At 73.5% G+C, this 24324-nt stretch carries 26 protein-coding genes and 1 riboswitch; of the genes, 12 read left to right on the forward strand and 14 right to left on the reverse strand.

Features of this window, described 5'->3' with window-relative positions; genetic code table 11:
* Positions 1-1134: a uroporphyrinogen decarboxylase gene (locus tag AC3IF3_RS10475; RefSeq protein ID WP_489228652.1), complete on the reverse strand. Its 1134-nt coding sequence runs from the start codon at positions 1132-1134 to the stop codon at positions 1-3.
* A gap of 462 nt (positions 1135-1596) precedes the next feature.
* Between AC3IF3_RS10475 and AC3IF3_RS10480 the strand changes: the two genes are divergently transcribed.
* Positions 1597-2427 (forward strand): pyruvate, water dikinase regulatory protein, encoded by an 831-nt coding sequence (locus tag AC3IF3_RS10480; protein WP_243973028.1) that lies wholly within the window; start codon positions 1597-1599, stop codon positions 2425-2427.
* 130 nt (positions 2428-2557) lie between these two features.
* Here AC3IF3_RS10480 and crcB read toward each other — a convergent pair whose 3' ends face one another.
* From crcB to AC3IF3_RS10530, 10 genes are all read right to left on the reverse strand, one after another.
* Positions 2558-2947, reverse strand: coding sequence for a fluoride efflux transporter CrcB (gene crcB / locus AC3IF3_RS10485; protein WP_243973022.1), 390 nt, complete (start codon positions 2945-2947; stop codon positions 2558-2560).
* A gap of 84 nt (positions 2948-3031) precedes the next feature.
* A riboswitch (Fluoride riboswitch) is annotated at positions 3032-3110 on the reverse strand.
* Between the two features lie 56 nt (positions 3111-3166).
* On the reverse strand, positions 3167-3676 hold the full coding sequence (locus AC3IF3_RS10490; protein ID WP_489215749.1) for a hypothetical protein: 510 nt from the start codon (positions 3674-3676) through the stop codon (positions 3167-3169).
* Positions 3677-3853: 177 nt separating this feature from the next.
* Positions 3854-4273, reverse strand: a complete 420-nt coding sequence (lanM, locus tag AC3IF3_RS10495; protein ID WP_489228654.1) for a lanmodulin LanM — start codon at positions 4271-4273, stop codon at positions 3854-3856.
* 94 nt (positions 4274-4367) lie between these two features.
* Entirely contained in the window at positions 4368-5702 is a 1335-nt protein-coding gene (locus AC3IF3_RS10500; protein WP_489231273.1) for a hypothetical protein, read from the reverse strand.
* Between the two features lie 128 nt (positions 5703-5830).
* Positions 5831-6751 carry a tetratricopeptide repeat protein gene (locus tag AC3IF3_RS10505; protein WP_489228656.1) on the reverse strand — a complete coding sequence of 307 codons (921 nt, stop codon included), beginning with the start codon at positions 6749-6751 and terminating at the stop codon, positions 5831-5833.
* Positions 6751-7680 carry a VWA domain-containing protein gene (locus AC3IF3_RS10510; RefSeq protein WP_243973008.1) on the reverse strand — a complete coding sequence of 310 codons (930 nt, stop codon included), beginning with the start codon at positions 7678-7680 and terminating at the stop codon, positions 6751-6753. The genes AC3IF3_RS10505 and AC3IF3_RS10510 overlap by 1 nt, the downstream gene beginning before the upstream one ends.
* A gap of 301 nt (positions 7681-7981) precedes the next feature.
* Positions 7982-8998 (reverse strand): VWA domain-containing protein, encoded by a 1017-nt coding sequence (locus AC3IF3_RS10515; RefSeq protein WP_489231274.1) that lies wholly within the window; start codon positions 8996-8998, stop codon positions 7982-7984.
* 20 nt (positions 8999-9018) lie between these two features.
* Entirely contained in the window at positions 9019-9495 is a 477-nt protein-coding gene (locus AC3IF3_RS10520) for a DUF4381 family protein (RefSeq protein ID WP_489228658.1), read from the reverse strand.
* 24 nt (positions 9496-9519) lie between these two features.
* Positions 9520-10395: a DUF58 domain-containing protein gene (locus AC3IF3_RS10525; RefSeq protein ID WP_489231275.1), complete on the reverse strand. Its 876-nt coding sequence runs from the start codon at positions 10393-10395 to the stop codon at positions 9520-9522.
* A gap of 263 nt (positions 10396-10658) precedes the next feature.
* Positions 10659-11660 (reverse strand): AAA family ATPase, encoded by a 1002-nt coding sequence (locus tag AC3IF3_RS10530; protein WP_243973006.1) that lies wholly within the window; start codon positions 11658-11660, stop codon positions 10659-10661.
* A gap of 268 nt (positions 11661-11928) precedes the next feature.
* Here AC3IF3_RS10530 and AC3IF3_RS10535 point away from each other — a divergent pair, with 268 nt between their 5' ends.
* The gene (locus tag AC3IF3_RS10535) at positions 11929-12639 is read left to right on the forward strand and encodes an MgtC/SapB family protein (RefSeq protein ID WP_243973005.1); all 711 of its coding nucleotides are present in this window, start codon (positions 11929-11931) and stop codon (positions 12637-12639) included.
* Positions 12640-12923: 284 nt separating this feature from the next.
* On the opposite strand, the gene AC3IF3_RS10540 is transcribed toward AC3IF3_RS10535, so the two are convergent.
* A complete protein-coding gene (locus AC3IF3_RS10540; protein ID WP_243973004.1) occupies positions 12924-13427 on the reverse strand; it encodes a DUF3429 domain-containing protein in 504 nt (167 codons plus the stop codon).
* Between the two features lie 380 nt (positions 13428-13807).
* Between AC3IF3_RS10540 and rho the strand changes: the two genes are divergently transcribed.
* From rho to AC3IF3_RS10590, 10 genes are all read left to right on the forward strand, one after another.
* Positions 13808-15160 (forward strand): transcription termination factor Rho, encoded by a 1353-nt coding sequence (gene rho / locus AC3IF3_RS10545; protein ID WP_243967529.1) that lies wholly within the window; start codon positions 13808-13810, stop codon positions 15158-15160.
* A gap of 499 nt (positions 15161-15659) precedes the next feature.
* The gene (locus tag AC3IF3_RS10550; protein WP_243967530.1) at positions 15660-16271 is read left to right on the forward strand and encodes a Maf family nucleotide pyrophosphatase; all 612 of its coding nucleotides are present in this window, start codon (positions 15660-15662) and stop codon (positions 16269-16271) included.
* A 152-nt stretch (positions 16272-16423) separates the two neighbouring features.
* On the forward strand, positions 16424-17425 hold the full coding sequence (locus AC3IF3_RS10555; RefSeq protein WP_489228660.1) for a cation diffusion facilitator family transporter: 1002 nt from the start codon (positions 16424-16426) through the stop codon (positions 17423-17425).
* On the forward strand, positions 17422-18273 hold the full coding sequence (locus tag AC3IF3_RS10560; protein WP_489228662.1) for a shikimate dehydrogenase: 852 nt from the start codon (positions 17422-17424) through the stop codon (positions 18271-18273). Before AC3IF3_RS10555 ends, AC3IF3_RS10560 begins: the two co-directional genes overlap by 4 nt.
* On the forward strand, positions 18270-18923 hold the full coding sequence (coaE, locus tag AC3IF3_RS10565; protein WP_489228663.1) for a dephospho-CoA kinase: 654 nt from the start codon (positions 18270-18272) through the stop codon (positions 18921-18923). Before AC3IF3_RS10560 ends, coaE begins: the two co-directional genes overlap by 4 nt.
* A gap of 87 nt (positions 18924-19010) precedes the next feature.
* Complete coding sequence (locus AC3IF3_RS10570; RefSeq protein ID WP_489228664.1) at positions 19011-19199, forward strand: hypothetical protein; 189 nt, start codon at positions 19011-19013, stop codon at positions 19197-19199.
* Positions 19200-19276: 77 nt separating this feature from the next.
* A complete protein-coding gene (gene dnaQ, locus AC3IF3_RS10575) occupies positions 19277-19999 on the forward strand; it encodes a DNA polymerase III subunit epsilon (protein ID WP_489215771.1) in 723 nt (240 codons plus the stop codon).
* 188 nt (positions 20000-20187) lie between these two features.
* On the forward strand, positions 20188-21411 hold the full coding sequence (locus AC3IF3_RS10580) for an extracellular catalytic domain type 1 short-chain-length polyhydroxyalkanoate depolymerase (RefSeq protein ID WP_489228666.1): 1224 nt from the start codon (positions 20188-20190) through the stop codon (positions 21409-21411).
* A gap of 133 nt (positions 21412-21544) precedes the next feature.
* The gene (locus tag AC3IF3_RS10585) at positions 21545-22426 is read left to right on the forward strand and encodes a TIGR01459 family HAD-type hydrolase (protein WP_489228667.1); all 882 of its coding nucleotides are present in this window, start codon (positions 21545-21547) and stop codon (positions 22424-22426) included.
* Between the two features lie 285 nt (positions 22427-22711).
* A complete protein-coding gene (locus AC3IF3_RS10590) occupies positions 22712-22948 on the forward strand; it encodes a hypothetical protein (RefSeq protein ID WP_489228668.1) in 237 nt (78 codons plus the stop codon).
* Positions 22949-22970: 22 nt separating this feature from the next.
* Here the strand turns inward: AC3IF3_RS10590 and AC3IF3_RS10595 are convergent, their stop codons facing one another.
* Both AC3IF3_RS10595 and AC3IF3_RS10600 read right to left on the reverse strand, forming a co-directional pair.
* Positions 22971-23678 carry a response regulator gene (locus AC3IF3_RS10595; RefSeq protein ID WP_243967540.1) on the reverse strand — a complete coding sequence of 236 codons (708 nt, stop codon included), beginning with the start codon at positions 23676-23678 and terminating at the stop codon, positions 22971-22973.
* Positions 23675-24199 carry a MarR family winged helix-turn-helix transcriptional regulator gene (locus AC3IF3_RS10600; protein ID WP_409564791.1) on the reverse strand — a complete coding sequence of 175 codons (525 nt, stop codon included), beginning with the start codon at positions 24197-24199 and terminating at the stop codon, positions 23675-23677. The genes AC3IF3_RS10595 and AC3IF3_RS10600 overlap by 4 nt, the downstream gene beginning before the upstream one ends.
* Between the last annotated feature and the right edge of the window lie 125 nt (positions 24200-24324).

Here is a 24324-nt window from a genome sequence, read left to right on the forward strand (position 1 = left end):
CTACCCACGCAGCCGCGCGAGCATGCGCTCGACATGGGCGACCGGCGTCTGCGGTGTGATGCCGTGGCCGAGGTTGAAGATGTGCGGCAGGCCCGTGGTCGCCGCCAGCACCCCGTCCACCGCCGCGTCGAGGGCCGCGCCGCCCGCGATCAGCGTTTCCGGATGCAGGTTGCCCTGCGTGACCGTCGCGGCCGGGACCCGGGCGCGCAGGGCCTTGAGGTCCACCCCCCAATCGACCCCGACCGCGTCGGCGCCGGTCTCGGGCACGACCCGGGCATGGCCGTCGAGCCCCGAGCCGCGGGCGAACACGATGATCTTCGCGTGGGGCACCCGTTCGCGGACCCCCGCGATCATCCGGGCGATCGGGCGCAGGGACCAGCGGGTCAGCGCGTCCATGGCCGCCCCGTCGGGCAAAGCACTCTCGGCCACGTCGCCCACCGGCTCCACGAGGCCGGCCGAGGGCGGTACCGCCGCCGGCAGGGTGCCGGCATGGGATTCGAAGATCTGCACGGCGTCGGCGCCGGCCGCGAGCTGACGCACGAGGTAGTCGGTCTGCACGGTGACGAGGCGGTCGATCAGGGTGTCGACCAGCGCCGTGTCGCCCTCGGCGAGCGCCCGGGCCGGGGCGAGGTCGGGGGTGCCGCGGCCGCCGATCATGTAGCTCGCCACCGTCCAGGGGGCGCCGCAGAAGCCGAGCAGCGTCGTCGCGTCCGGCAGTTCGGCGCGCAGCCGCGTCACCGCCTCGAAGACCGGGGCGAGGTGCGTCATGACCGCCGGGTCGCCGGCCTCGCGCAGGCGCGAAAACGCATCCCGGCCGTCGAGCGGGTCGAGGCGGGGTCCCTCGCCCTCCACGAAGCGCACGTCCTGGCCGAGCGCGTGGGGCACGACGAGGATGTCCGAGAACAGGATCGCGGCGTCGAAGCCGAACCGGCGGATCGGCTGGAGCGTCACCTCGACGGCGAAGTCCGGGCTGTAGCAGAGGTCGAGGAACGAGCCGGCCTCGGCCCGGGTCGCCCGGTATTCCGGCAGGTAGCGGCCGGCCTGGCGCATCATCCAGGCGGGCGGCGGCCCGATCGCCTCCCCTTCGAGGACACGCAGCATCGTGCGTTTCACCGGCGGTGTCCCCGTCGTCATCTGCGCTCCCACCCCGCTTAGCCCCTTCCGCATGCCCGTCGGCGCGGCTCCTGTCGAGTCGCGACGCGCCGATCCCCACACAGGCCCCTTCGAAAAGAAAAGAGAGAGTCTAGGACTCTGTTTTTTCTCTTGGGGGGGCGAAGTTCGGGGTCGCAAGCGGGTCCACAGGCCGTCCCCGACGCCGCGCCGTTAACGAGGCTTTAAAGGATTCGCTCCATGTTGCGAGAACGGCCAAGTCCGACAGCGGCTTGCGAACGCCGAGTCCGGTACGCACCCCTCGTGCGTCCCGGATTCTCCCAAGCGCCCGGATTCCGCGCGTCCCGATGGCGTAGCTGTGAACGGCGGAGTCGATAAGACGGGGCCTCCGCGCCCTGGACCTGCCCGAAGCCGCATCCTATCCACACTGATCGACTCCCCTGGCGGCCGGCGGTGGATAACGCCCGGCGAGACGAAGGCGACGGGATGGGCCGCAGCTACTTCCACCTTCACCTCGTCTCCGACTCCACCGGCGAGACGCTGATCAATGTCGGCCGGGCGGCGGCCGCCCAGTACGAGGGCGTCTCGGCGATCGAGCACGTCTACCCGCTGGTGCGCTCGGCGGCGCAGCTCGACCGGGTGATCTCCGAGATCCGGGCGGCGCCGGGCCTCGTGCTCTACACCCTGGTGGGCGGTGACCTCGGCGAGCGGCTGGAGGAGGTCGCCCGGGAGACCGGCTCCCCCTGCCTGTCGGTGCTGCGGCCGGTCCACGACCTGCTGCGCGCCTATCTCGGCGCCGAGACGACCGCCCGGCCGGGCGCCCAGCACATGCTCAACGCCGAGTACTTCAAGCGCATCGACGCGATGAACTTCACGCTGGCCCACGACGACGGCAACCTGCCGGAGGACCTGGAGGATGCCGACGTGATCCTGCTCGGGGTCAGCCGGACCTCGAAGACGCCGACCTCGATCTACCTCGCCAATCGCGGCCTCAAGACCACCAACCTGCCCCTGGTGCCGGGCATGCCGCTGCCGCCGGCGATCGAGCGCGCCCGAAAACCCCTGGTGGTCGGCCTGTTCGCCTCGCCCGAGCGGATCGTGCAGATCCGCCAGAACCGGCTGTCGAGCCTGAACGCCGACGAATCCTCGATGTATGTCGACCGCTCGGCGGTGGCCGACGAGATCACGGCCTCGCGGCGGCTGTTCACCAAGAACCGCTGGCCGACCATCGACGTGACCCGCCGCTCCATTGAGGAGACCGCGGCCGCGATCGTCGACCTCTACCGCGACCACCGCCTGAAGTTCATCGCGGATTGAAACGGGGTTCCCAAAGGGCGAGCCCTTTGGCGGGGTTCAGGGGCGGAGCCCCTGAGACGCGGGCCTCGTCCGACACCAGGGCTCTGCCCTTGACCCGCGAACGGTCGAAGACCTTCCGAAACCGTGACGTTCAGCTTCCGCTCAGGACCGCCCGCACCAGGGCGAGGCCCGCCAGCAGGCCCACGAGCCCGGCCGCGACCGAGCCCAGCACGTAGAGGGCGGCCAGGCCCGTCTCGCCCCGCTCGTACAGGCTGATCGCGTCGAGCGAGAAGGTCGAGAAGGTGGTGAAGCCCCCGAGCACCCCGGTGGTCAGGAACAGCCGGGCCGGGTGGCCCGCCGCGCCGCGCAGGGCGAAACCTTCGGCGAGCACGCCCATCAGGAACGAGCCCAGCACGTTGATGATCAGGGTGGCCAGGGGAAAGCCGAGGCCCGGCAGCAGCCGCGACACCGCGACGTTGACGCCGTGCCGGGCGCCCCCCCCGAGCCCGGCCCCGAGGATGACGATGAGGGTGTTGATCATGCCTGCCCTTCCTGTTCGGTCGGGCGGCCTCCCCGCGTTGCGGCTTCGGCGCAGGGCCCCACCGCGGACGGCGAAAGGCGCGCCCGTTCGGTAGGAGCCATCAGCCCGGCATGGCGGTCACGATGCCGGGCGGTTGTCGGGGAGCTCCATCCCCATCGGGGACAAGCTTAGCGCAGGACGGCGCGTGGGGGAATCGGGTTTTCGAACGCCCCGGGCGGGTCAGCGGGCGGAGGCGAAGTGGCTGCGCTGCTCGATCTGGGCGGCGTAGAAATCCTCGACGACCTCGCGGACCACCTCGGCCAGCTCGCCGCCCCGGTTCTCGTCGAGCTGGATGTCGCTGCCCACCGTCCGGCCGCTGGCGCCGCGCGCCGCCCCGGGGACCAGGCGCTCGTTGTAGCGCTGGTTGAGGCCCGAGACCGCGATGAAGTTGCTGCCGCCGAGTTCCGGCCCGTAGGTGATCTTGATCTTCTGCTCCGCCTCGGTCCCGCGCAGCTGCGCGCAGAGGCTGATGAAGTTGTCCTGATCGATCCTGGCTTCGAGGCCGGTGATGCTGCCGTGGACGTTGTCCGCCTCGTTGAGCACCTCGGCCATGAGGTTCAGGACGCCGACGACCGGCTCCAGAGCCCGGGCGCCCTCCGCCAGGAGCTTCCTGCGGAAGTCGTTGCTCCGGGCATCGGCCTCCTGAAGCCGGGTGCGGAACCTGTCCTTGACGTCGTTCGCGCGGGCCATCGCGCTCCTCCCTGGATGTTGATCCGATGCTGTGTCGCTCGGTGGGAGGAGCCTACGAGACCGATTCGAATGCTGCAAGATCGTGCAACATATTGATGCCTGCTCAGATCTTGAGCCGTTGCACAGGAATAATACTTGCTTATCGACTGTGCAACGGCGACGGACCGGGATCCGCCGTTACTTCAGGAGCTGCAGCAGGCTCCGGCCGGCCGGGGTCTTGAGCTCCTTGGCGTCGAGCTTGCCGTCGCCGTCGGGATCGGCCGCCTTGAAGCGGCTCTCCACCAGGGCGAGGTATTCCTTGCGGTCGAGGGTGCCGTCGGAATCGGCGTCGGCGGCCTTCAAGTCCTTCTTGCTGATCCGGCCCTTCAGCTCCTTGGCGTCGACGGTGCCGTCCTTGTCCGTCTCGGCGGCGTCGAAGGTCTTGCCGGCGGCGGCCTGGGCCTCGGCCAGATCGATGGTGCCGTCCTTGTCGGTGTCGACCATCTTCAGCGTGCGCTCGGTGCTGGCGGAGCGCGCGGCGGCCGGGAGCGTCGCCGGCAGGAGAAGGGCGGCGACGAGCGGCGCGGCGAGGGCGGTTCGGGTCAGGGTCGCGGGCATGGATGACGTCTCCGGTGGCGATCGGTGCCGGCAGCCCAAGCCGCGGCCGCGCGGGCCGTTCCTTCACAAGGCGACGATCATCCCCCGCCGCGGGTCAGCGGGCCGGGCCGTCGAGGGGTGCCAGACGGTCCGGCCCGGGCGCGGCGGCGACCGGTTCGGGGCGCGACAGGGCGCGGGCGAGCCCCGGCAGGTCCGGCCCGGCCGCGCCCGGGGGCCCGAACACCGACCGGTCGAGGGCCGCGAAGGCGTCGACGAGCGCTGGCCGGGACCGCCAGATCCGGGCCAGATCCGGCGCCTCCCGCAGCGCCGCCTCCAGGGCCGTGTGGAACCGGGCCGGATCGCCCGTCCGGGCCGCCGCGCGCAGGGCGCGCCGGGCCGGGCCGGAGAGGCGCAGGCGCGGCCGCCCGAGGCCGAAGCCGATCAGGGCCAGCCCGAGCCCGAAGGCGGCGAGCGCCGCGGCGGCGGCCGCGAGCGGCGCGGGGACCGGCGGGGGCGCCCGGTCGGTCTCCCGGTCGGGCAGGCCGCCGCCGATCTGCCGGGCCGGGATCTCGGCCTCGCGCATCGTGCGGGTGCCGGTGTCGAACCACGGGATCGCGATGGCGTCGAGGGGGATGATCTCCGGCACGCCGGGCTTCACGTCCCACTGGTAGGTGGCCCGGGCCACGGGACCGGAGGGCGTCAGCAGGGTCTCGCGGGTGACCGGGCCCGCGAAGGTGATGATGCCGCGGGTGCGCATCACCGGCCGGGGCGGCAGGCCCTCGGCGACCATGCCCTGCGCCTCCAGGGTGACGATCCGCCGGGCGGTCTCGCCGACCTTGATGGTCTCGGGGTCCGGGCTCCAGGAATCCGTGATGGTGACGTCCCGGGCGGGCAGCCACCAGGGCTCCTTGGCGTCGGGGCCGCCGGTGGCGGCGGTCCATGGTTCGACGGGGAAGGGGATCGGGGCTGAGCGCACCTCGACGGCCCGGCGCTCGCCGACATCGTTGACCGTCAGCTTGTGGGTGAACGGCTCGATGGTGAACGGCCCGGCATGGTGCGGGAAGACCGCCACGGTGCGGTCGAACGCGATGGCGCTCTGGCCGTCCGGGAGCTTGGCCTTGCTCCAATGGTCGCGGCCGAGCTGCGTCCAGGAAAAGTTTGCCAGCGAGGGCTGGACCACCTCCTCCAGCAGGATCGGCTGCTTGTAGACCCCGTGGATCTTCAGCAGCACCATCTCGCGGGCGAAGGGGGCGCTGTGGCCGTTGAAGTCCGCCGTCACCGTCAGGGTGAGGTCGCCGGGCTCGATCTCGGCCCGGGCGGGGAGAGGGGTGAGCAGGGGGGCGAGGAGGATGACAACAAGGGCGGCCCGGATGCGCCCCCGCCCTCCCCCCGCTGCGGGGGCGGGTACCCCGCGGAGCAGGGGGGGAGAGGGGAGCGCCGCTTCAAGCATGGTCGCGCCCGCCATGACGGGCTCAGCCCGCTCCGGAGGCCGGGCTCCCCTCCCCCGACCGCCTCCGGGGGCCGCCCGCCCCCGCAGAGGGGGGCGGGCAATCGCGCATCGCGGAGGACTCAAGAGCATCACCACGGGTTGCTCCCGGCGGGAATCGCGGTGCCGGCCTCGATCCGGCGGGTCTGCTCGGCGCGCAGGCGCAGCTTGAGATAGCGGCCCGGATCGTCCGGCAGGGTCTGGAGCCAGAGCCGGTCCGGGCGGATCTCGTGGGCCTCGAAGCTCTTGGTCACCCGGCGGACCTCGCGCTCGGGGGCCTCGGCCACCATGGCGGCGCCGCCGCCCGTGCGCCCGCGGCCCGCGGCGTCGCCGGCCGAGCCCCGGGCCTGGCCCTTGCCGGCGTCGATCGACTGCTGCTCGGCCCTGCCCCGGCGGGCGACCTTGCTGTTGCCGGGCAGCGACGCGCTGGCGTTGGATTCCTTGTTGCCGGCCAGACCCTCGCCACTGGAGGCGGCGTTGATCTCGTCGGTCTGGTCTTGGTTGGCGGTGTTGTTGTAGCGGGCGCCATACTGAGCGGTGCCGTTGGCGATGCCGCCGCCGGGGCCGCGGTCGATCACCTCGGCCTGCATCCGGGCGATCAGCGAGCGGTTGGCCTGGGCGTCGGCGTCCCGGGGGTCGAAGCGCAGGGCCTCGTCGTAGGCCGCGAGCGCGCCGGGGAGGTCGCCGGCGCGCGCCAGGGCGTTGCCGAGATTGTAGCTCGCCCGGCGGCCGCCGGCGCGGAACAGGGCGATCGCCGCGTCGTAGTGGCCGGCCTCGTAGAGGGCGGCGGCGCGCCAGGCCGGATCGGCGAAGACGTCGGCGGCCAGACCCGGCAGGCCGAGGCCCATCAGCAGCCGCCCGAACCCGGTGCGGGGCTGCGAGACCGCGAGCAGCGCCAGCAGGCCCGCGCCCGCCAGCGCGAGGCCGGCGAGCCGGGCGCGGCGCCGCCAGCGCGGCGGCAGGCCGGCCCGGAGCGGCGCGGCGAGACCCGTATCCGGCAGGCTCAGCCGCATCACGCGCTCCTGCGGAACAGGACCAGGGCCGGCAGGGCCGCCAGCAGCAGCAGCCAGCGCCCGAGATCCGCGTAGGCCAGCACCCCGTAGCCCCCCGCCGCGAGGTGCTGACTGAGCCCGGCGCCGACCGCGTCGAGCACCGGCCCGGGGGCCGCGATGTCGGCGGCGGTGCCGCCCCCGGCCCGGGCCAGGGCGTCGAGGGCGGCCCGGTCGGGCCTCGGCGCGCCGGGCGGGAGCGGCCTTTCGGCGGGGACGAACAGGGCCTGCAGGCGCCAGCCCTGCCGGGCGATCGCCCCGGCCTCCCGGGTCGCGGCCTCGCCGACGCCGTCGCCGTCGCTGATCAGCACCACGTCGGCGGCGACCACGTCCGCCTCCGCCAGGGTGCGGCGGGCGAGCGCCAGGCCCCGCTCGGGATGGGAGCCGCGGTCGGGCACCGTGTCGGCGTCGAGGGCGAACAGGGTGGTGCCGAGGCTGTCGCGGTCGGTGGTGGGGGAGGCGGCCAGATAGGCGTCGCCGGCGTAGACCACCAGCGCCACGGCCCGGGTGCCGGCGGCCTCGGCCACGGCGGCGGCGGCCTGGCGGACCCCCTGGAGGTTGCCCCCCTCGGTGACCGAGCGGGAGAGGTCGAGGACGATCACCGTCTCGTCGAGATTGCGGAACGTCCGCCCGTCCGCCCGCTCCACGGCGGGGCCGGTCAGCGCCAGGGCGATCAGCCCGGCCGCCAGGGCGGCGGCGAGATTCGCCTGCCGCCGTCCGCCGAGCACCGCGCCGGCCCGGGCGAGATGGGCCATCAGCGCCGGATCCACCGCCCGGGCCCAGTCGCCGAGGGGGGCCGAGCGCCACGCGGCGCGCAGGGCCAGGAGGGCGATGACCGGGATCGCCAGGAACCACCAGGGGCGCAGGAGGGCGACGGCGTCGAGGGCGCTCATCGGGCTGAACCGGAGAGGGCGCACGCTCTCCCTCCCCCCCCTGCGGGGGAGGGTATCCTGCGAAGCAGGGGGGGAGAGGGGCGCGACGGTGCAGGATAAGGCGTTGGCCGGCCCGTCGGCTCAGCCCTTTTCGGACGCCGCGCTCCCCTCTCCCGACCCCCGCTGACGCAGGGGGCGCCCCTTGGGCCCCCCTCCCCCGCAGAGGGGGGAGGGAGGGGCGCGCGGCTTCGATCGTGGCTTGGATCGCCGCCCTTATCCATCCAGCGACGCGTTGTGGCCGAGACCTTAGACACCGCACCCATCACGCCCCCCTCCGGCTGGCGAGCAACGCGGCGGCGGCCAGCAGCGCCAGGGCGCCCGGCCAGGGCCAGAGGTCCCGGCGCAGCGGCAGGGGCGGCGCCAGGGCGCGGCCGCCCTCCAGCCGGTCGATGGCCTCGGCGACCCGGACCAGATCCGCGGTGGTGCGCACCCGGAACGCCTCGCCGCCGCTCGTCTGCGCCATGTCGCGCAGGGTCTCGGTGTCGACCACGTCCTGCTCGCCGTCGGCGTCGGCCATGTCCCGGGGGCCGAGCGCGATGGTGTAGATCCGGATGCCCAGGTCCTTGGCGAGCTCCGCCACGTCCTTGGGGGCGGTCTGGCCGGCATTGTTGGCGCCGTCCGAGAGCAGGATCACGGCCTTCGCGGGTTTCGCGGCGCCGGGTTCGGCCTCGGCCCCGGCATCCCGGGGGTCCAGGCGGCGCAGGGCCAGCCCGAGGCCGTCGCCGATGCCGGTGGAGCGGCCGCTGATGCCGATCGTCGCCTCGTCCAGCGCCCTGGCGACCGCGGCGGTGTCGAAGCTCGGCGCCGCCGCCACATAGGCCTGGTCGGCGAAGATCACGAGGCCGATCCGGTCCCCGGCCCGGCGCCGGATGAAGTCGGCGCCGACGCGCTTGACCGCGGCGAGCCGGGTCACGGTCTCGCCGTCGAGGGCGAAGTCGCGCCGCTCCATGGAGCCCGACAGGTCCATGGCGATCATGATCTCGCGGCCGGAGGCGGGGAGCGCGGCGGCCGGCATGACCAGACGGGGCCCGGCGAGGGCGACCACCAGGGCGAGCCAGAGCGTCCAGGCGAGGGCGGTCCGGCGGCGCCCGCGGGCCGCGCGGTCGGCGCCGGCCCGGCCCGCGCCGACCAGGGTCCCGGGAACCCGGAGGGCACCGCTGCCGCCCTCCGGCTCGGCCGGGATCAGGCGGCCGGCGAGCAGCGGCAGGGGCAGGGCCAGCAGCGCCCAGGGTGCGGCGAGGTCGAAGGCCGACAGGAGCGCGCTGAGCCAGGCGGGCAGGAGGTCGCTCACCAGACCGCTCACGAGCGCGCCCCGCTCCGCACCCGTCCGATCAGGCGGCCGAGTTCGGCGTCCAGGGCGTCGAGATCCGGAGCCTGGCGGCGGTACAGCCCGTCGGCGAGGACGCGGCCCGCCCCCCGGGTGAAGAAGTCGGTCCGGAAGAGGGCGTCGAGGCGCCGGCCCCACTCCGCGCCCGCGGTCCGGGGCCCGGAATCGCCGCCCAGCGTCCGGTCGAGGCGGCGCAGCAGCCGGGCCTGGGCCACGAGCCGCGCCTCCGGATCGAGGCCGCGGCTGCGGGCGAGTTCGGCCAGCGCCGCCCGGCGGAGGCCGGCCCGGGACCGGCCGCGCAGGGCGCGCGCGAGCCCGACCAGCAGGGCGGCCAGGAAGCCCAGGAGGGCGGCCGCGAGGATCTCGCCCTGCACGGCGCCGGCGGCGCCCCCGGGCAGGTGCAGGCCGCGGAGCTGGTCCAGGCCGAGCGCGGTCTCGGCGGGCATCATCGCGGCACCCCGCCGGGCCCGGCCTCACAGAACCGCATCGAGGCGCTCCATCAGCGGTGCGTAGGCCTCGGGTCCCGCCTCGACGTCGAGGCGCACACCCGTGATGCCACGGCGGGCGTAATCGGCGAGCCGCGCCTCGGCGGACCCGTCCGACCCGCCGGCCGGCATCGCCGTCGGCAGCGCGGTGCCGCGGCTCCCATCCGCCAGGGCGAAGGGATAGTAGCCCGGCGGCCGGGCGCGCTCGAAGGCGTCGCTCACCAGGATCAGCCGGATGGCGATCCGCTCGGCCAGCAGGGTCAGGAGCTCGTCGAAGCCCGGGCCCGGGGCGTCGAGGGCGCTGGCGACGACGAGGTGGCCGCCGGCGGGCAGCAGGCTGCGGGCGAGGCCCAGCGTCGCCTCCAGCGGCGGCTCCGCCTCGGACCGGATTCCGGGCAGGGCCTCCAGGGCCTGCGCGTGGGCCTGGGCGAGGGCGCCGGTCACGGCGATCATGGCGCGCTCCCCGCCCGCGGGCCGCAGCACCGTGGGGGCCCCGGCGGACGCCACCGCGAGGCCGACCCGGCCGCCATCGGCCGCGACCCGCCAGCCGAGCAGCGCCAGGGCCTCGGCGGCCGCCACCGAGCGCAGGGTCCGGCGGGTTCCGAACAGCATCGCGGGCCGGAAATCGGCGAGCAGCACCACGGCCCGGTCGCGCTCGTCGTGGTGGGTGCGGACATGCAGCTGCCCGGTGCGCGCGGTGGCGTTGCGGTCGATGAAGCGGCGGTCGTCGCCCTCCGACCAGAGCCGGACGTCCTCCGGCTCGGAGCCGCGCCCGCGCCGCCGCGTGACGATGCCGCCGGGCAGGCCCGCCAGCGTCCGGGTCCCTGGCGCCGAGCCCCGCCGGGCGAGGTGGCGCAGGCCCATCAGGGCCTCGCCCGAGAGGTGGACGCCGCTGTCGGCACCGCCCCTCCCTCCCCCCTCTGCGGGGGCGGGTGGCCCCTGCGTCAGCAGGGGTCGGGTCGGGACGTAGTCCCGCAAGAGGGGAACCCGGCTTCCGGAAGCGGCGCGACCGTCATGAAGGCCGGCGTTCGATCCTGCACCGTCGCGCCCCTCTCCCTCCCCCCTCCGGAGGTCCCCCGCCCCCGCAGAGGGGGGAGGGAATATGCGCCGCGCGAACCCGAACATCGTCAGAGGGCCCGCACCCGCTGCACGAGCTCGCCCACGAGCCCGCGGGCGGTCCTGCCCTCGGCGGCGGCCCGCCAGGTCAGGCCGATGCGGTGGGACAGGGCGTCCCGGGCCAGCGCGGTGATGTCTTCGGGGGTGACGTGGTCCCGGCCGTGCAGCCAGGCCCGGGCCTTGCCGGCCATCATCAGCGCGAGCGTACCCCGCGGCGAGGCCGGGTGCTCGATCAGGGCGCGCAGGTCCGGGGCGGCCGCGTCGGTGCGGGTCGCCGCCACCAGCCGGACGAGGTAGTCCTTGAGCGCCGGCGACACGTAGGTGGCCAGCGCCGCCTCCCGGGCGGCCCGGACATCCGCCAGCGACAGGCGCACGGGCATCGCCTCGACGTGGTGGGTGATCTCGCCCTCCACGAGATCGAGGATCGCCCGCTCGGTGGCCTCGTCGGGCATGTCGACCACGACGTGCAGGAGGAAGCGGTCGAGCTGCGCCTCCGGCAGCGGGAAGGTCCCGGCATGCTCGATCGGGTTCTGGGTCGCCACGACCATGAACGGGTCGGACAGGGCGTGCGTGGTCCCCGAGACCGTGACCTGCCCCTCGGCCATGGATTCGAGGAGCGCCGACTGCACCTTCGGGGGCGCGCGGTTGACCTCGTCCACCAGCACCAGGGCGTGGAACAGGGGACCGTGCAGGAATTCGAAGGTGCCGCTGTCCTGGCGCCACACGGTGGTGCCGGTGAGATCGGCCGGCATCAGGTCCGGGGTGCATTGGATGCGCGCGAAGGAGCCGTCGAGGCCGTCGGCGAGGCGCTTGACCGCGCGGGTCTTGGCGAGGCCCGGCGCGCCCTCGATCAGCAGGTGGCCGCCGGTCAGGAGCCCGATCAGCAGGCGCTCGACCAAGCCGGCGCTGCCGATCAGGCCGCGCTCCAGCCCCGCGCGGAGCGCCATGACGCGGCCGTGCAGGCCCTCGTCCGGGACGATGTCGGGCCGGCGTTCGGCGAGGGCGCCGCTCATGCGGGGAAAATTCCGGCGCGGACCGATTCCGCCGCGTGGGCCCTGTCCTGCATCCTGTCCGTCTCCTCGGCCGGGTCCCGAATTCTTAAGGGATCCTCAGTCTCTTGCCGGTGTGCCCGTTGCCCGGTGCGGCCGTCAATCCCGGTCCCGGCCCGCGCCGGGGTCGAGGCCGGTCCACGGTGTCACGGTTTCGTCACCACGCGCGCCCAAGGACCGCCCCGCCCGAGAACCGCCCCGCCCAAGGACTGCCGATGACCGAGGACCGCCGATGACCACCTACGCGTCCCTCCCCGAGGAGTTGAAATCCGCCCTGGGCCTGCTCGTGGCCTTCGTGCTGGGCACGGTGATCGGGGCCGAGCGCCAGTACCGGCAGCGCACCGCGGGCCTGCGCACGGCGGTGCTGGTGGCGGTGGGCGCCTGCGCGTTCGTGGATCTCGGCATGCGGCTGACCGGCCCGGACGGGGGGGTCCGCACCGTGGCCTACGTGATCTCCGGCATCGGCTTCCTCGGCGCCGGCGTGATCATGAAGGAGGGGATGAACGTCCGCGGCCTCAACACCGCCGCCACTCTGTGGTGCTCGGCCGCCGTGGGGGCGTTCTGCGGCGCCGACCTGCCCCTGGAGGCGGTCTTCGTGATGGTGACGGTGCTGGCCTGCAACACGGCGCTGCGGCCGCTGGTGAACGCCATCAACCGCGCGCCGATCCGTGAATCGGCCACCGAGGCGACCTACGAGGTCCAGGTGACCACCGCGCCCGGCGAGGCCGGCCCGGCGCAGGACCTGCTGGTGGAGCGCCTGGAGGCGGCCAATTATCCGGTCAGCAACGTCGAGGTGGAGGAACGCGGCGAGAGCGCGGTCGACGTGGTGGCGACGCTGACGGCGAGCGCCGTGAAGGCGGAGGAACTCGACGCCGTGACCAACGACCTCGCCCGCCTCCCGGGCATCCGCCACGCCACCTGGTCGATCCAGACCGCCGACTAGCGCATCCGCCCGCGAGGGGGCTGCCGGCTTTCGGAGACGACGATGCGCCAGGGCCTGTGCTGGCGTGATCCTGATCCTTCGATCCTGACGGACGGATCCCGTCGCTGACCGGTGATGGTTTCGAAGGGTCCGGGACCTTTTTACGGGTGCAGGGCGCCCCCTGCGAGATCCTCAGGGCTCCGCCCCGAGACCCCGCCCAAGGGATGATCCCTTGGGAATCCGCGGGATCGGGTCGCCGTGCGGTCCTGCACGGCGACAGGCGTGAGCACAGGCAAGACTACGGCTCAGTACGGCGCCGTCAGCTTGAGCCAGAGCAGGACCGCGAGGCTCACCACAGCGATCGGCATCTGGATCGGGCGCAGGCGGGCATGCGCCAGGGGCACTGCGCCGGTGCGCGCCGCGATCGGGTCGAGGATCCCCACGAGGGCGTAGCCGAGGATCAGCATCGCCAGCGCCGGCACCGCCTTGCCCATCACGGCGGCGAACAGGCTGAACAGCCCCAGCCCGTACAGGACCAGCATCGTGACCAATTGCGACAGGCGCGGGCCGCCCTCGGTCCGGAAGCTGACGCCCCGGTGCACGCCGGCCAGGAACAGCAGGATCGAGGCGGCGTAGAGCAGGGTGAACAGGGCCACGAGGTAGTCGAGGGGCTGGCCGTTCAGCCACCACGCCGCGGCGGCGCCGACGGCGATCGGCACCATCGGGCCGAAGCCGAAGACGAGGTCGAGCCACGGGATCCGGCGCGGCTCGTGCGCGGTGAGGGTGCGTCCGGTGGCGTCGTCGCGCATGGCGGTCAGAGGGGCTCTCGGGTTGGGGATCTGCTGCACCGCAGCGCCGGGACGGTGAACCCTCCCGTGCGGGCCCGGTTCCGGGCCGGTCCGCCGCGCCGCCTCTCTAACCCCGGCGCGTCCCGTCCGCGAGGGCCTCGAATGGGGGCCTCGAATGGGGGCCTTGAGTGCGGGGGCGAAACGCGTTATCTCTTCATCGCCCTCGTCACAAGGTCAGCGCCACAGCGCGCCCGTGAGCCGCGAGGGTCCTGCCAAAACGGTTTCGCCACCCTGATCCACGGGCCCCTCGCCGCAGCGCGGCCCGCCCTTCGGCGCCCGTCCCCCGGGTGCTTGGCACAGAACCGGCCCTCCCACCTTCTCCGTCGGTTGCAAGACACCCCATGACGCCACATCCCGACGCCCTCGCCGATCTCGAGACCGCGGAGCCGGCCGATGATCTGCCGACCATGCCCGCCGCCCTCGAAGGCGTCCGCGAGGTCAAGCTCCAGGACCTCAAGTCGAAGACGCCGACCGATCTGACGGCCTTCGCCGAGGAGGTCGAGGTCGAGAACGCCTCGACGATGCGCAAGCAGGAGTTGATGTTCGCGATCCTGAAGCAGCTCGCTGCCAAGGAGGTCGAGATCATCGGTTCGGGCACCGTCGAGGTGCTGCAGGACGGCTTCGGCTTCCTGCGCTCCTCCGACTCGAACTACCTGCCGGGCCCCGACGACATCTACATCTCGCCGACCCAGATCCGCCGCTTCGGCCTGCGCACCGGCGACACCGTCGAGGGCCCGATCCGCGGCCCCAAGGACGGCGAGCGTTATTTTGCTCTTCTCAAAGTCAACACCATCAACTTCGAGAACCCGGAAAAAATCAAGCACAAGGTCCATTTCGACAACCTGACGCCGCTCTTCCCGACGAAGCGCTTCAAGCTCGAACTGGACAACCCGACCAAGAAGGATTTCTCGCCGCGGATCATCGACATCGTGGCGCCGATCGGCAAGGGCCAGCGCGCCCTGATCGTGGCGCCGCCGCGCACGGGCAAGACCGTGCTGATGCAGAACATCGCGCAGTCGATCACCCTGAACCATCCCGAGTGCTACCTGATCGTGCTGCTCATCGACGAGCGGCCCGAGGAGGTCACCGACATGCAGCGCTCGGTGAAGGGCGAGGTCATCGCCTCGACCTTCGACGAGCCGGCCACCCGCCACGTGCAGGTCGCCGAGATGGTGATCGAGAAGGCCAAGCGCCTCGTGGAGCACGGCCGCGACGTCGTGATCCTGCTCGATTCGATCACCCGGCTCGGCCGCGCCTACAACACTGTGGTGCCGTCCTCCGGCAAGGTGCTCACCGGCGGCGTCGACGCCAACGCCCTGCAGCGGCCCAAGCGCTTCTTCGGCGCCGCCCGCAACATCGAGGAGGGCGGCTCGCTCTCGATCATCGCCACCGCGCTGATCGACACCGGCTCGCGCATGGACGAGGTGATCTTCGAGGAGTTCAAGGGCACCGGCAACTCGGAGATCATCCTGGACCGCAAGGTCTCGGACAAGCGCATCTTCCCGGCGATCGACATCACCCGCTCCGGCACCCGCAAGGAGGAGCTGCTGGTCCCGCCGGACGCCCTCAAGAAGACCTACGTGCTGCGCCGCATCCTCAACCCGATGGGCGTCACCGACGCGATCGAGTTCCTGATGGACAAGCTCCGCCAGACCAAGAGCAACGGCGACTTCTTCGACTCGATGAACACCTGAGGCGCGTCCGGGCGCGTCTCCCTCCCCCTCTCGGACTCCTGTATTCACACATCTCTGGCCGAGGCGCGCTCTCCGCCCCGCAAGGGGCTACGGGCGACACAGGTTTGAGGTCTCAGCGAGCTCGCCGGTCAGATCGGCGGGGCTCGGCCCCCCTCGCTCGTGCGGGAGAGGGGGGCCTGTCGCGCTGGGTCGTGAGCCGCGTGCCTTGAACCTGTGTCGCCCGTCGCCGTAAGGGGGAGGGAGAGACGCTTCCGGATGCCATCGCGCCATCCGCCCTGTCCCGCCACGGCACGGATAGGCCAGACCGCGCAACCGGGCCGTTGACCTTCCCCTAACCGATCCCTGCCAAGGTCTGCATCGGGCGCCAGGTTGCGTATCGGCCCCGCGACAGCCCCGCCGGCCGGTTCATCCCGGCGGCGGGGCTCGTCGCAGCCCCCCGTGGTGCGGGCTGTTTTGCGGGCTGCCTTGCGCCCGCCCCCGGATCCGTGACACTGGCGCGATGCCGCGCTCGCCCTGGCTCCGTCCGGACCCGCTCCTCCTCGCCTCGACCAGCCCGACACGGCGCCTCCTGCTGGAGAGCGCCGCCCTGCCGGTCGAGACCGCCGCCCCCGACGTGGACGAGCGCGCCCTGGAGGCGGCGAGCCGGACCCTGTCCCCCCCCGACCTCGCCCTGACGCTCGCCCGCGCCAAGGCGGCTTCGGTGGCGGCCCGGTTCCCCGGGCGGCTCGTCATCGGCGCCGATCAGGTGCTCGACCTCGACGGCACGGTGTTCCACAAGCCCGTCGATGCCGGGGCCGCCCGGGCGCAGCTCGCCCGGCTCGCCGGCCGCACCCACGCCCTGCATGCCGCCGTCGTGCTGGCCGGGACCGTGGAGGACGCCTTCGTGGAGACCGCCCGGCTGACCCTGCGGCCCCTCGATGACCGGGCGATCGCGGCCTATGTGGACTGCGCCGGCGCGGAACGGGTACGGGCGAGCGTCGGCGGCTACCAGCTCGAAGGGCCTGGGATCCACCTGTTCGAATCGGTCGTCGGCGACCACAGTACCGTGCTGGGCCTGCCGCTGCTGCCCCTCCTCGCCCGCCTGCGCGCCGCCGGCTGCCTGGACTTCTGACGGCGCCGGGCGGAAGGAACGGGTGTCCGGAGGGCTCAGGCCTTTGGGGGCCGGAGACACGTCCGAGACACCCGGGCTCTGCCCTGGACCCGCAAAAGGTCCCGGACCTCTTGAAACCCTGACTTGTCCCAACGATCGAACGGAGCATCGTCTTGGCCGGGCACGATCATTCCCACGGATCCCACGCGCATGGTGGCCATGGGCACGGAGGTCACGGGCACGGAGGTCACGGGCACGGAGGTCATGGCGGCCACGCCCATGCGCCAAAAAATTTCGGGCGGGCCTTCGCCATCGGCATCGTGCTCAACACCGGATTCGTGGTGATCGAGGCGGCCTACGGCTATCTCGCCAACTCCATGTCGCTCGTGGCCGATGCCGGCCACAACCTCTCGGACGTTCTGGGCCTCGCGGCCGCCTGGATCGCCGCCATCCTGGTGCGCCGCCGCGCCAGCGCCCGCTTCACCTACGGGTATCGCGGCTCCTCGATCCTGGCCGCCCTGTTCAACGCCGTGTTCCTGCTGATCGCCATGGGGGCGGTGATCTGGGAGGCGCTGGTCCGCCTGGTCCATCCGGAACCGGTCGCCGGGACCATCGTGATGGTGGTGGCGGCCGTCGGGATCCTGGTCAACGGCCTGACCGCGTGGCTGTTCGCCAGCGGCGCCAAGGGCGACATCAACATCCGTGGCGCCTTCCTGCATATGGCGGCCGACGCCGCCGTCTCGGCCGGGGTCGTGGTCGCGGGCCTCGTGATCCAGCTCACCGGCTATGCCTGGCTCGATCCCGCGGTCAGCCTCGTCATCGCGGCCCTGGTGGTCTGGGCGACCTGGGGCCTCCTGCGCGACAGCGTGGCCATGTCCCTCGACGCCGTGCCCCCGGAGATCTCCCCGGATGCGGTGACCGGCTTCCTGCGCGACCGGCCCGGGGTGGTCGATCTGCACGACCTGCACATCTGGCCCATGAGCACCACCAGCGTCGCCCTCACGGTCCATCTGGTGATCGCCGAGGACCATCCGGAGCATCGGACGCCCGGCAACGGCTTCCTCACCGAGACCGCCGAGGGCCTGCGCGCCCGCTTCGGCATCGGCCACGCCACCCTGCAGATCGAGGCGGCCGGCGGCCCGGCCTGCCGCCTCGCCGAGGCGTGCGCGGCGTGACCGGAGCCCCGATCCCCCGGGCCTTCGTGGTCGGCCACCCGATCGCCCATTCGCGCTCGCCGCTGATCCACGGCCACTGGCTGGCCGCCCACGGCCTCCCGGGCTCCTACGAGCGCCTGGACGTGGCGCCGGCGGCGTTTCCGGCCTTCCTCCGGGCGCTGCCGGACTCGGGTTTCCGGGGCGGCAACGTCACGATCCCCCACAAGGAGGCGGCCTTCGCGCTGGCCGACACCCTCACGCCGCGGGCGGAAAAGATCGGTGCGGTCAACACCCTGGTGGTCGGGCCGGCCGGCCGGATCGGCGGCGACAACACCGATGCGCCGGGCTTCTGCGCCCATCTGGACCACAGCCTGGGCGAAGGCTGGCCGGGGCGCGCGGGCGGGACCGCCGTGGTGCTGGGCGCCGGCGGCGCGGCCCGGGCGATCGTGGTCGGGCTGGCCGAGCGGGGCCTGCGCCGGATCCTCGTGGCCAACCGCACCCCGGCCCGGGCCGAGGGCGTGGCCGCCCTGGCGCCGGGCATCGGCGCGGCCCTCGCCTGGGACGATCTGCCGGCGGCGCTTGCCGGGGCGGGGCTCCTGGTCAACACCACCTCGCTGGGCATGCGGGGCCAGCCGCCCCTCGACCTCGACCTCGCGCCGCTGCCGGCCTCCGCGGCGGTGGCCGACATCGTCTACGCCCCGCTGGAGACGGCGCTGCTGGCGGCGGCACGCCGGCGCGGGCTCGCGGCGGTGGACGGGCTCGGCATGCTGCTGCACCAGGCGGTGCCGGGCTTCGAGGCCTGGTTCGGCCCGCGCCCCACCGTCACCCCCGCGTTGCGCGCCAAGATCGTGGCGGACCTCGCCGGATGAGGCCGGGCGGTCCCGTCAGCGGTCCCGTCATCGGTCCCGTTATCTTGGGCCTGACCGGCTCGATCGGCATGGGCAAGTCGGCCACCGCCGGGATGTTCGCGGCGCTCGGCGTCCCGGTCCACGACGCCGACGCCGCCGTCCACGCCCTCTACGGGCCCGGCGGCGAGGCGGCCGCGGCGATCGGGGCGGCCTTTCCGGGGGTGCGCGATCCGCGCGGCGGCGTCGACCGCGCCCGCCTGCGCGACGCGGTGCTGGGCGATCCCGATCGGATGGCCGCCCTCGAGGCCCTCGTCCACCCGCTGGTCCGGGCGGCCAGTACCGCCTTCCTGGCGCGGCACGCGGCGGCGGCGCTGGTCGTCCTCGACATCCCGCTCCTCTACGAGACCGGGGGCGAGACCCGCTGCGACGCGGTCGCGGTGGTGAGCGCCCCCCCGGAGGTCCAGCGCGCCCGGGTGCTCGCCCGCCCCGGCATGAATGAGGCGGCCTTCGCGGCGATCCTGGCCAAGCAGATGCCCGATGCCGAGAAGCGCGCCCGGGCGGATTTCGTGATCGACACGGGCGGGGGTTTTCCGGCGGCCGAGGCCGAGGTGGCGCGGATCGTGGTCCGGCTCACCGAGGGGCGTGCGCCGCCGCACCGGGCCGGAGGGTGACGCATCCGCGCCGCTGCATATCTGTGGTTGCAGCTCTCCCCGGGGCGTTCCGGCCGCTTGGTAGACGTGATGGTGCGGTATCTCGCAATGACCGGACGAATCCTGGCCGTGACGGTGCTCACCCTGCTGGGGGCGGCTGCCGTGCCGGCCCGGGCCCAGGACGCCGCCGCCTGCCCGCCCCCGAAGAAGGTCGCGGCCGGCGCCTGCGTCACCGCCTGCCCGGGCGGGTACGAGGACCAGGGGCGTGTCTGCGTCTACCGCAACATGTCGCGCTAGGCAGTCGGGTACGGCAGGTTAACCGCGCCGGCTTATCCCGTTAGGGTCCGGTCCCCTAGAACATGCCGAGTCGCCCCATGCTGCGCGAGATCGTCCTCGACACCGAGACCACCGGCACGGAGGCGAAGGGCGGCGACCGGCTGATCGAGATCGGCGCGGTCGAGCTGCTCAACCACATCCCCACCGGGCGCAGCTTCCACCGCTACTGCAACCCGCAGCGGGCGGTCTCCGAGGGCGCCTTCAAGGTCCACGGCCTGTCGGACGCGTTCCTCGCCGACAAGCCGCTCTTCGCCGGGATCGTCGGCGAGCTGCTGGCCTTCCTGGGCGACGGGCGCCTCGTGATCCACAACGCGCCCTTCGATGTCGGCTTCCTCAACATGGAATACGCCCGGCTCGGGGCCGACGCCCCGCCGCCGATCCGGCTGGAGGAGGTGGTCGACACCCTGCCCATGGCCCGGCGCAAGCACCCGGGGGCGGCCAACAACCTCGACGCCCTCTGCGCCCGCTACGGCATCGACAACACCAAGCGCACCAAGCACGGGGCGCTCCTCGACGCGCAGATCCTGGCCGAGGTCTATGTCGAGCTGCTCGGCGGCAAGCAGACCAGCCTGGGATTGCTGGATGCGGGGACCGCCGCGCCGGGCGCCGGGCCGCGCGCCCCCGCGGCCGTCCCGGCGGCGCCCCGGCCCTACCGCAGCCGCCTGACCGACGCGGAGCGCGCCCGCCACGACGGCTTCCGGGCGAGCCTCGGTCCCGCCGCGATCTGGGCCGAGTACATCGGGACGGACGAGCCGGCCTGACCCGCCGGTCCCGTGCGCCGGGCTGACCCGCGGCGCCGGGTGTTGCCGCGGCGCACAGCGGCGTTTATTGCGATGCACAATCGAGGTCGGCGTTCCATCGGGTCCGGTGGTGAGGATGGTCCATGCGGTGGCATCGGCGCACAGCTCCCGGCCGCGACAGCAACGCTGAGGCAGTGAGGCGCGCAGGCATGACCGACGATCCCGGCCGCCGCGACGGGGAGCGCGACCCCAGGATCGGCGCCTCGCCCTTCGCCGACATGATCGAGGCCACCCGGCTGACCGGGCTCGGCCGCCTGGACGAGGCCACCGCGCTGATCCAGCGCAGCTTCCGCGGCGCGGACGCCGCGGCGCCGCCTCGGGGCGATTCACCCCCGCGCCCGGAGGCGGCCGGGCCCGGGACAGCGCAGGATCCGGCAGCTGAATCCGTCACGCGGGTGCGCGAGGTGGTCGGTCAGGTCATGCGCGGCCTCGGCCCCGTGCTGAAAGGGCTGGGCAAGCCCCTGCGGCAGCCCGCACCGCCCCCCGATCAGCCCGGTACCCCGGCGGGGGGCAGCTTCCTGTCCCTGAGCCACGCGGAGGCCGCCGGCAGCCGCGACTACAGGCTGTTCGTCCCGAGCCGTCCGGAGACCCCCGCGCCTCTGGTCGTCATGCTGCACGGCTGTACGCAGAACCCGGACGATTTCGCCGCCGGGACCGGCATGAACGCCCTGGCCGAGCGGGCGGGCGTGTTCGTCGCCTATCCGGCACAGAGCCGTCAGGCCCATGCCCAGCGCTGCTGGAACTGGTACGACCCCCGCGACCAGGCCCGCGGATCGGGCGAGCCGGCGATCATCGCCGGTCTCACCCGGGCGGTGATGGCCGACCATCCCATCGACCCGGCCCGGGTCTACATCGCCGGCCTGTCGGCGGGGGGCGCGGCCGCCCTGAACATCGCCCGGGCCTATCCGGACCTGTTCGCCGCCGTGGGCGTGCATTCGGGCCTCGCGGCCGGCTGCGCCCGCGACCTCGGCTCGGCCCTGATGGCCATGCAGGTCGGCGCGCCGGGCCTCGGCACCACGACGCCGTTCGGGGCACCCGCCCCGGCGACGCGCGTGCCCACGATCGTCTTCCACGGCGAGGATGACGGGACGGTGAGCGTGCGCAACGCCGATCAGGTGCTGGCGCAGGCCAACGTGGCGGGGCTGACCGGGCGGTCCGAGACCATCGAGGGCCGCGGCCATCCCTTCACCCGCACCCGCTACCGGGACGGGTCCGGCCGGGTGGTGGTGGAGGATTGGCGGGTGCGCGGCGCCGGCCACGCCTGGTCGGGCGGCCGCCCCGAGGGCAGCTACACGGATCGCGAGGGTCCCGATGCCTCCCGGGCGATGCTCGACTTCTTCGCCGAGCACCGGCTCGGCCCGCAAGGCCGGTAAGGGGTTCCCAAAGGGCTGTGCCCTTTGGCGGGTCGCCAGGGCGGAGCCCCGGCCCGAGACGGGCTCCGCCCGCTTGCAGGGCCCTGCCCTGCACCCGCAAAAGGTCCCGGACCTTCTGAAACCAGGACTTTCCATGCCTGCATCGATCCCGACCCTCGACGGCCTCGCCCAGGTGGCGGAGCGCTACGACCTGATCCTCTGCGATGTCTGGGGCGTCCTGCACGACGGCCAGACGGCCCACGCCGCCGCCGGCGCGGCGCTGATCCGCTTCCGCGACCTGCCGGGACCGCGGCCGCGCCGGGTGGTCCTGGTCTCGAACGCCCCCCGGCCCGGGGACGGGGTGGGCCGCATCCTCGACCGGTTCGGCGTGCCGCGGGCGGCCTACGACGCGATCCTGACCTCGGGCGACCTCACCCGCGACCTCATCGCGGCCCGCCCCGGCGCCCGGATCCGGCACCTCGGGCCGGAGCGGGACCTCGGTATCTTCCAGGGGCTCGACCTCAGCCTCGTCCCGGAGGCCGAGGCCGATCTCGTCGTCTGCACGGGCCTGTTCGACGACCGCAGCGAGACCGCGGACGATTACCGGCCCGAACTGACGCGCCTCGCCGGCCGCGGGTTGACCCTGATCTGCGCCAATCCCGACCTCGTGGTCGAGAGCGGCAACCGCCTGATCCCCTGCGCGGGCCTGCTGGCGGCGGCCTATGCGGAGCTCGGCGGCGCCGTGGTCTATGCCGGCAAGCCGCACCGGCCGGTCTACGCGGCGGCCCTGGCCAAGGGTGCCGCCCTCACCGGCGCCCCGGTGGACCCGGCCCGGGTCCTGGCGATCGGCGACGCGATCCGCACCGACATCGCCGGCGCCCGCGGCTTCGGCCTCGCGAGCCTGCTGGTCGCCCGGGGCATCCACGCGGAGGAACTCGGCGTTACGGCCGAGCACCACCGGCTGGGCGACGTGGCGGACTGGCTCAGCCGGCAGGCGGTGCATCCCGACGCGGTGATCGAGCGGCTGGTCTGGTAGCGCGCCCGGGCCGCCGCCGATGGTCCGGCTGGACAGACGGATCCGTTCGTGCTGCCGCGCGCCCTCCCTCCCCCGCAGAGGGGAAAGGGGGACGCGTGTGGATATGGCGAGAGCATGTGTGGCGGTTTGGTCACCGCGTTGATGTGTCGGCTAACGATCAACCCGCCCCGCGGCGCGGAGCCGATGCGGCCGGCACGGGTCATCGCGCCGGTCGCGGGCTCGTCCCGGACCCGGGGCGGAATTCAGGCCTTGGCGATAGTTAGCCGCCGTGTCACATGCAAAACCATGCCCGGACGCGCGCGGAGACGCTACACGACCTTCCTCGTCTCCGTGACGCCGGAGCGGTCCGGCAAGGCGTCGAGCCCCCGGGTCTACGCGGTGATGAAGGCCAGCGCCGAGGAGGCCCTGGCGGCGGTGCGCAACCTGGCCGAGGCGCCGGCTTCCGTCGCCCTCGTGGGCAGCCTGTCCACCCGGGTGGCGAAGGCCCTCAAGCTGAAGCCCGACGAGCCGCGCCCGGTGTGACGCGGATCGGCCGCCAAGCCCGTCAATCCACCGCGAGCCGGTAGCCGACCCCCCGGACGGTCTGCAGGAAGACCGGGTTGGCCGGATCGACCTCCGTCTTGCGGCGCAGGCGGTTGATCTGCACGTCGACGGTCCGCTCCGCCGCGGCGCCCCCGGGTCCGGCGAGCTGCTCGCGCTCCACGTTGGCGCCGCCGGCCATGGCCAGGATCGTCAGGATCTCGCGCTCGCGCTCGGTGATGCGGATCAGCGCGTCGTCCCGGCGCAGCTCGCCCCGGTCGATCCGGAACGCGAACGGCCCGAAGGTCACGGCCTCGGCCGCGGCCTCCCGGGGGCGCGGGCTGCGCTTGATGATGTTGGTGAGCCGCAGCGTCAGCTCCCGCGGCTCGAAGGGCTTGGGCAGGTAGTCGTCCGCGCCGATCTCCAGGCCCATCACCCGGTCGTTGGGGTTGGAGCGCGCGGTGAGCATCAGGATCGGCACCCGGGAGGTCTCGCGCACGCTCCGGGCGTAATCGAAGCCGTTCTCGCCGGGCATCATCACGTCGAGCACCATCGCGTCGAACACGACGCTCTGGGCCCGGGCCCGGGCCTCGGCGGCGCTCGCCGCCGCGGTGACGCGAAACCCCTGGTCGGTGAGGTAGCGGGCGAGGAGTTCGCGCAGGCGGCGGTCGTCGTCGACCACCAGGACGTGCGGCGCCTCGTCGGGCAGGTCGGCCCGGGGAGCCGCCGTCACGCGCCGCCGCCCGCATGGGCCACGCGCCGGGCCATCAGGCTCCGGACCGCCGCCCTGTCCTCCGGCTCGATCATCGCCATCAAGAAATCCTCCGGCGAGCCCCGCGCGTCCGGCGCGGCCAGCGCCCGGGCGAGGCGGCGCGCCTGGACCCGGGTCAGGTCGGCGGCCAGATCCGCGCCGGACGGCGTGCAGTAGAGCAGGCGCTGGCGCCGGTCGCTCGGGCCGGGCTTCTGGGCGACGTAGCCCTGGCCGATCAGGTCCTTGAGCACCCGGTTGAGGCTCTGCTTGGTGATGCGCAGGATGTCGAGGAGTTCGGCGATGGTCAGGCCCGGATAGCGGTCGACGAAGTGCAGCACCCGGTGATGCGCCCGGCCGAAGCCGTAGGCCGCCAGGATCCGGTCGGGATCGCCCACGAAATCGCGATAGGCGAAGAACAGGAGTTCGATCAGGTCGTCGCTGCCGAGGGTGGCCGGGACGGGGGGCGCCGCGAAGGTTTCCGCGCCCGGGGCTGTCCGTGTCACGGCGCGGCCGCTCCCAACGGGTGATAGGTCAGTCCCCGTGACGTTTCCCAAGCGGGCCGAGGCCCGTCAACCCTGTCCGGTCAACCCGGGCCCGCCACCCGGCCGCCGTCGGGGCCAGGGCCCGG

This window comes from Methylobacterium sp. J-118 (assembly GCF_057836565.1).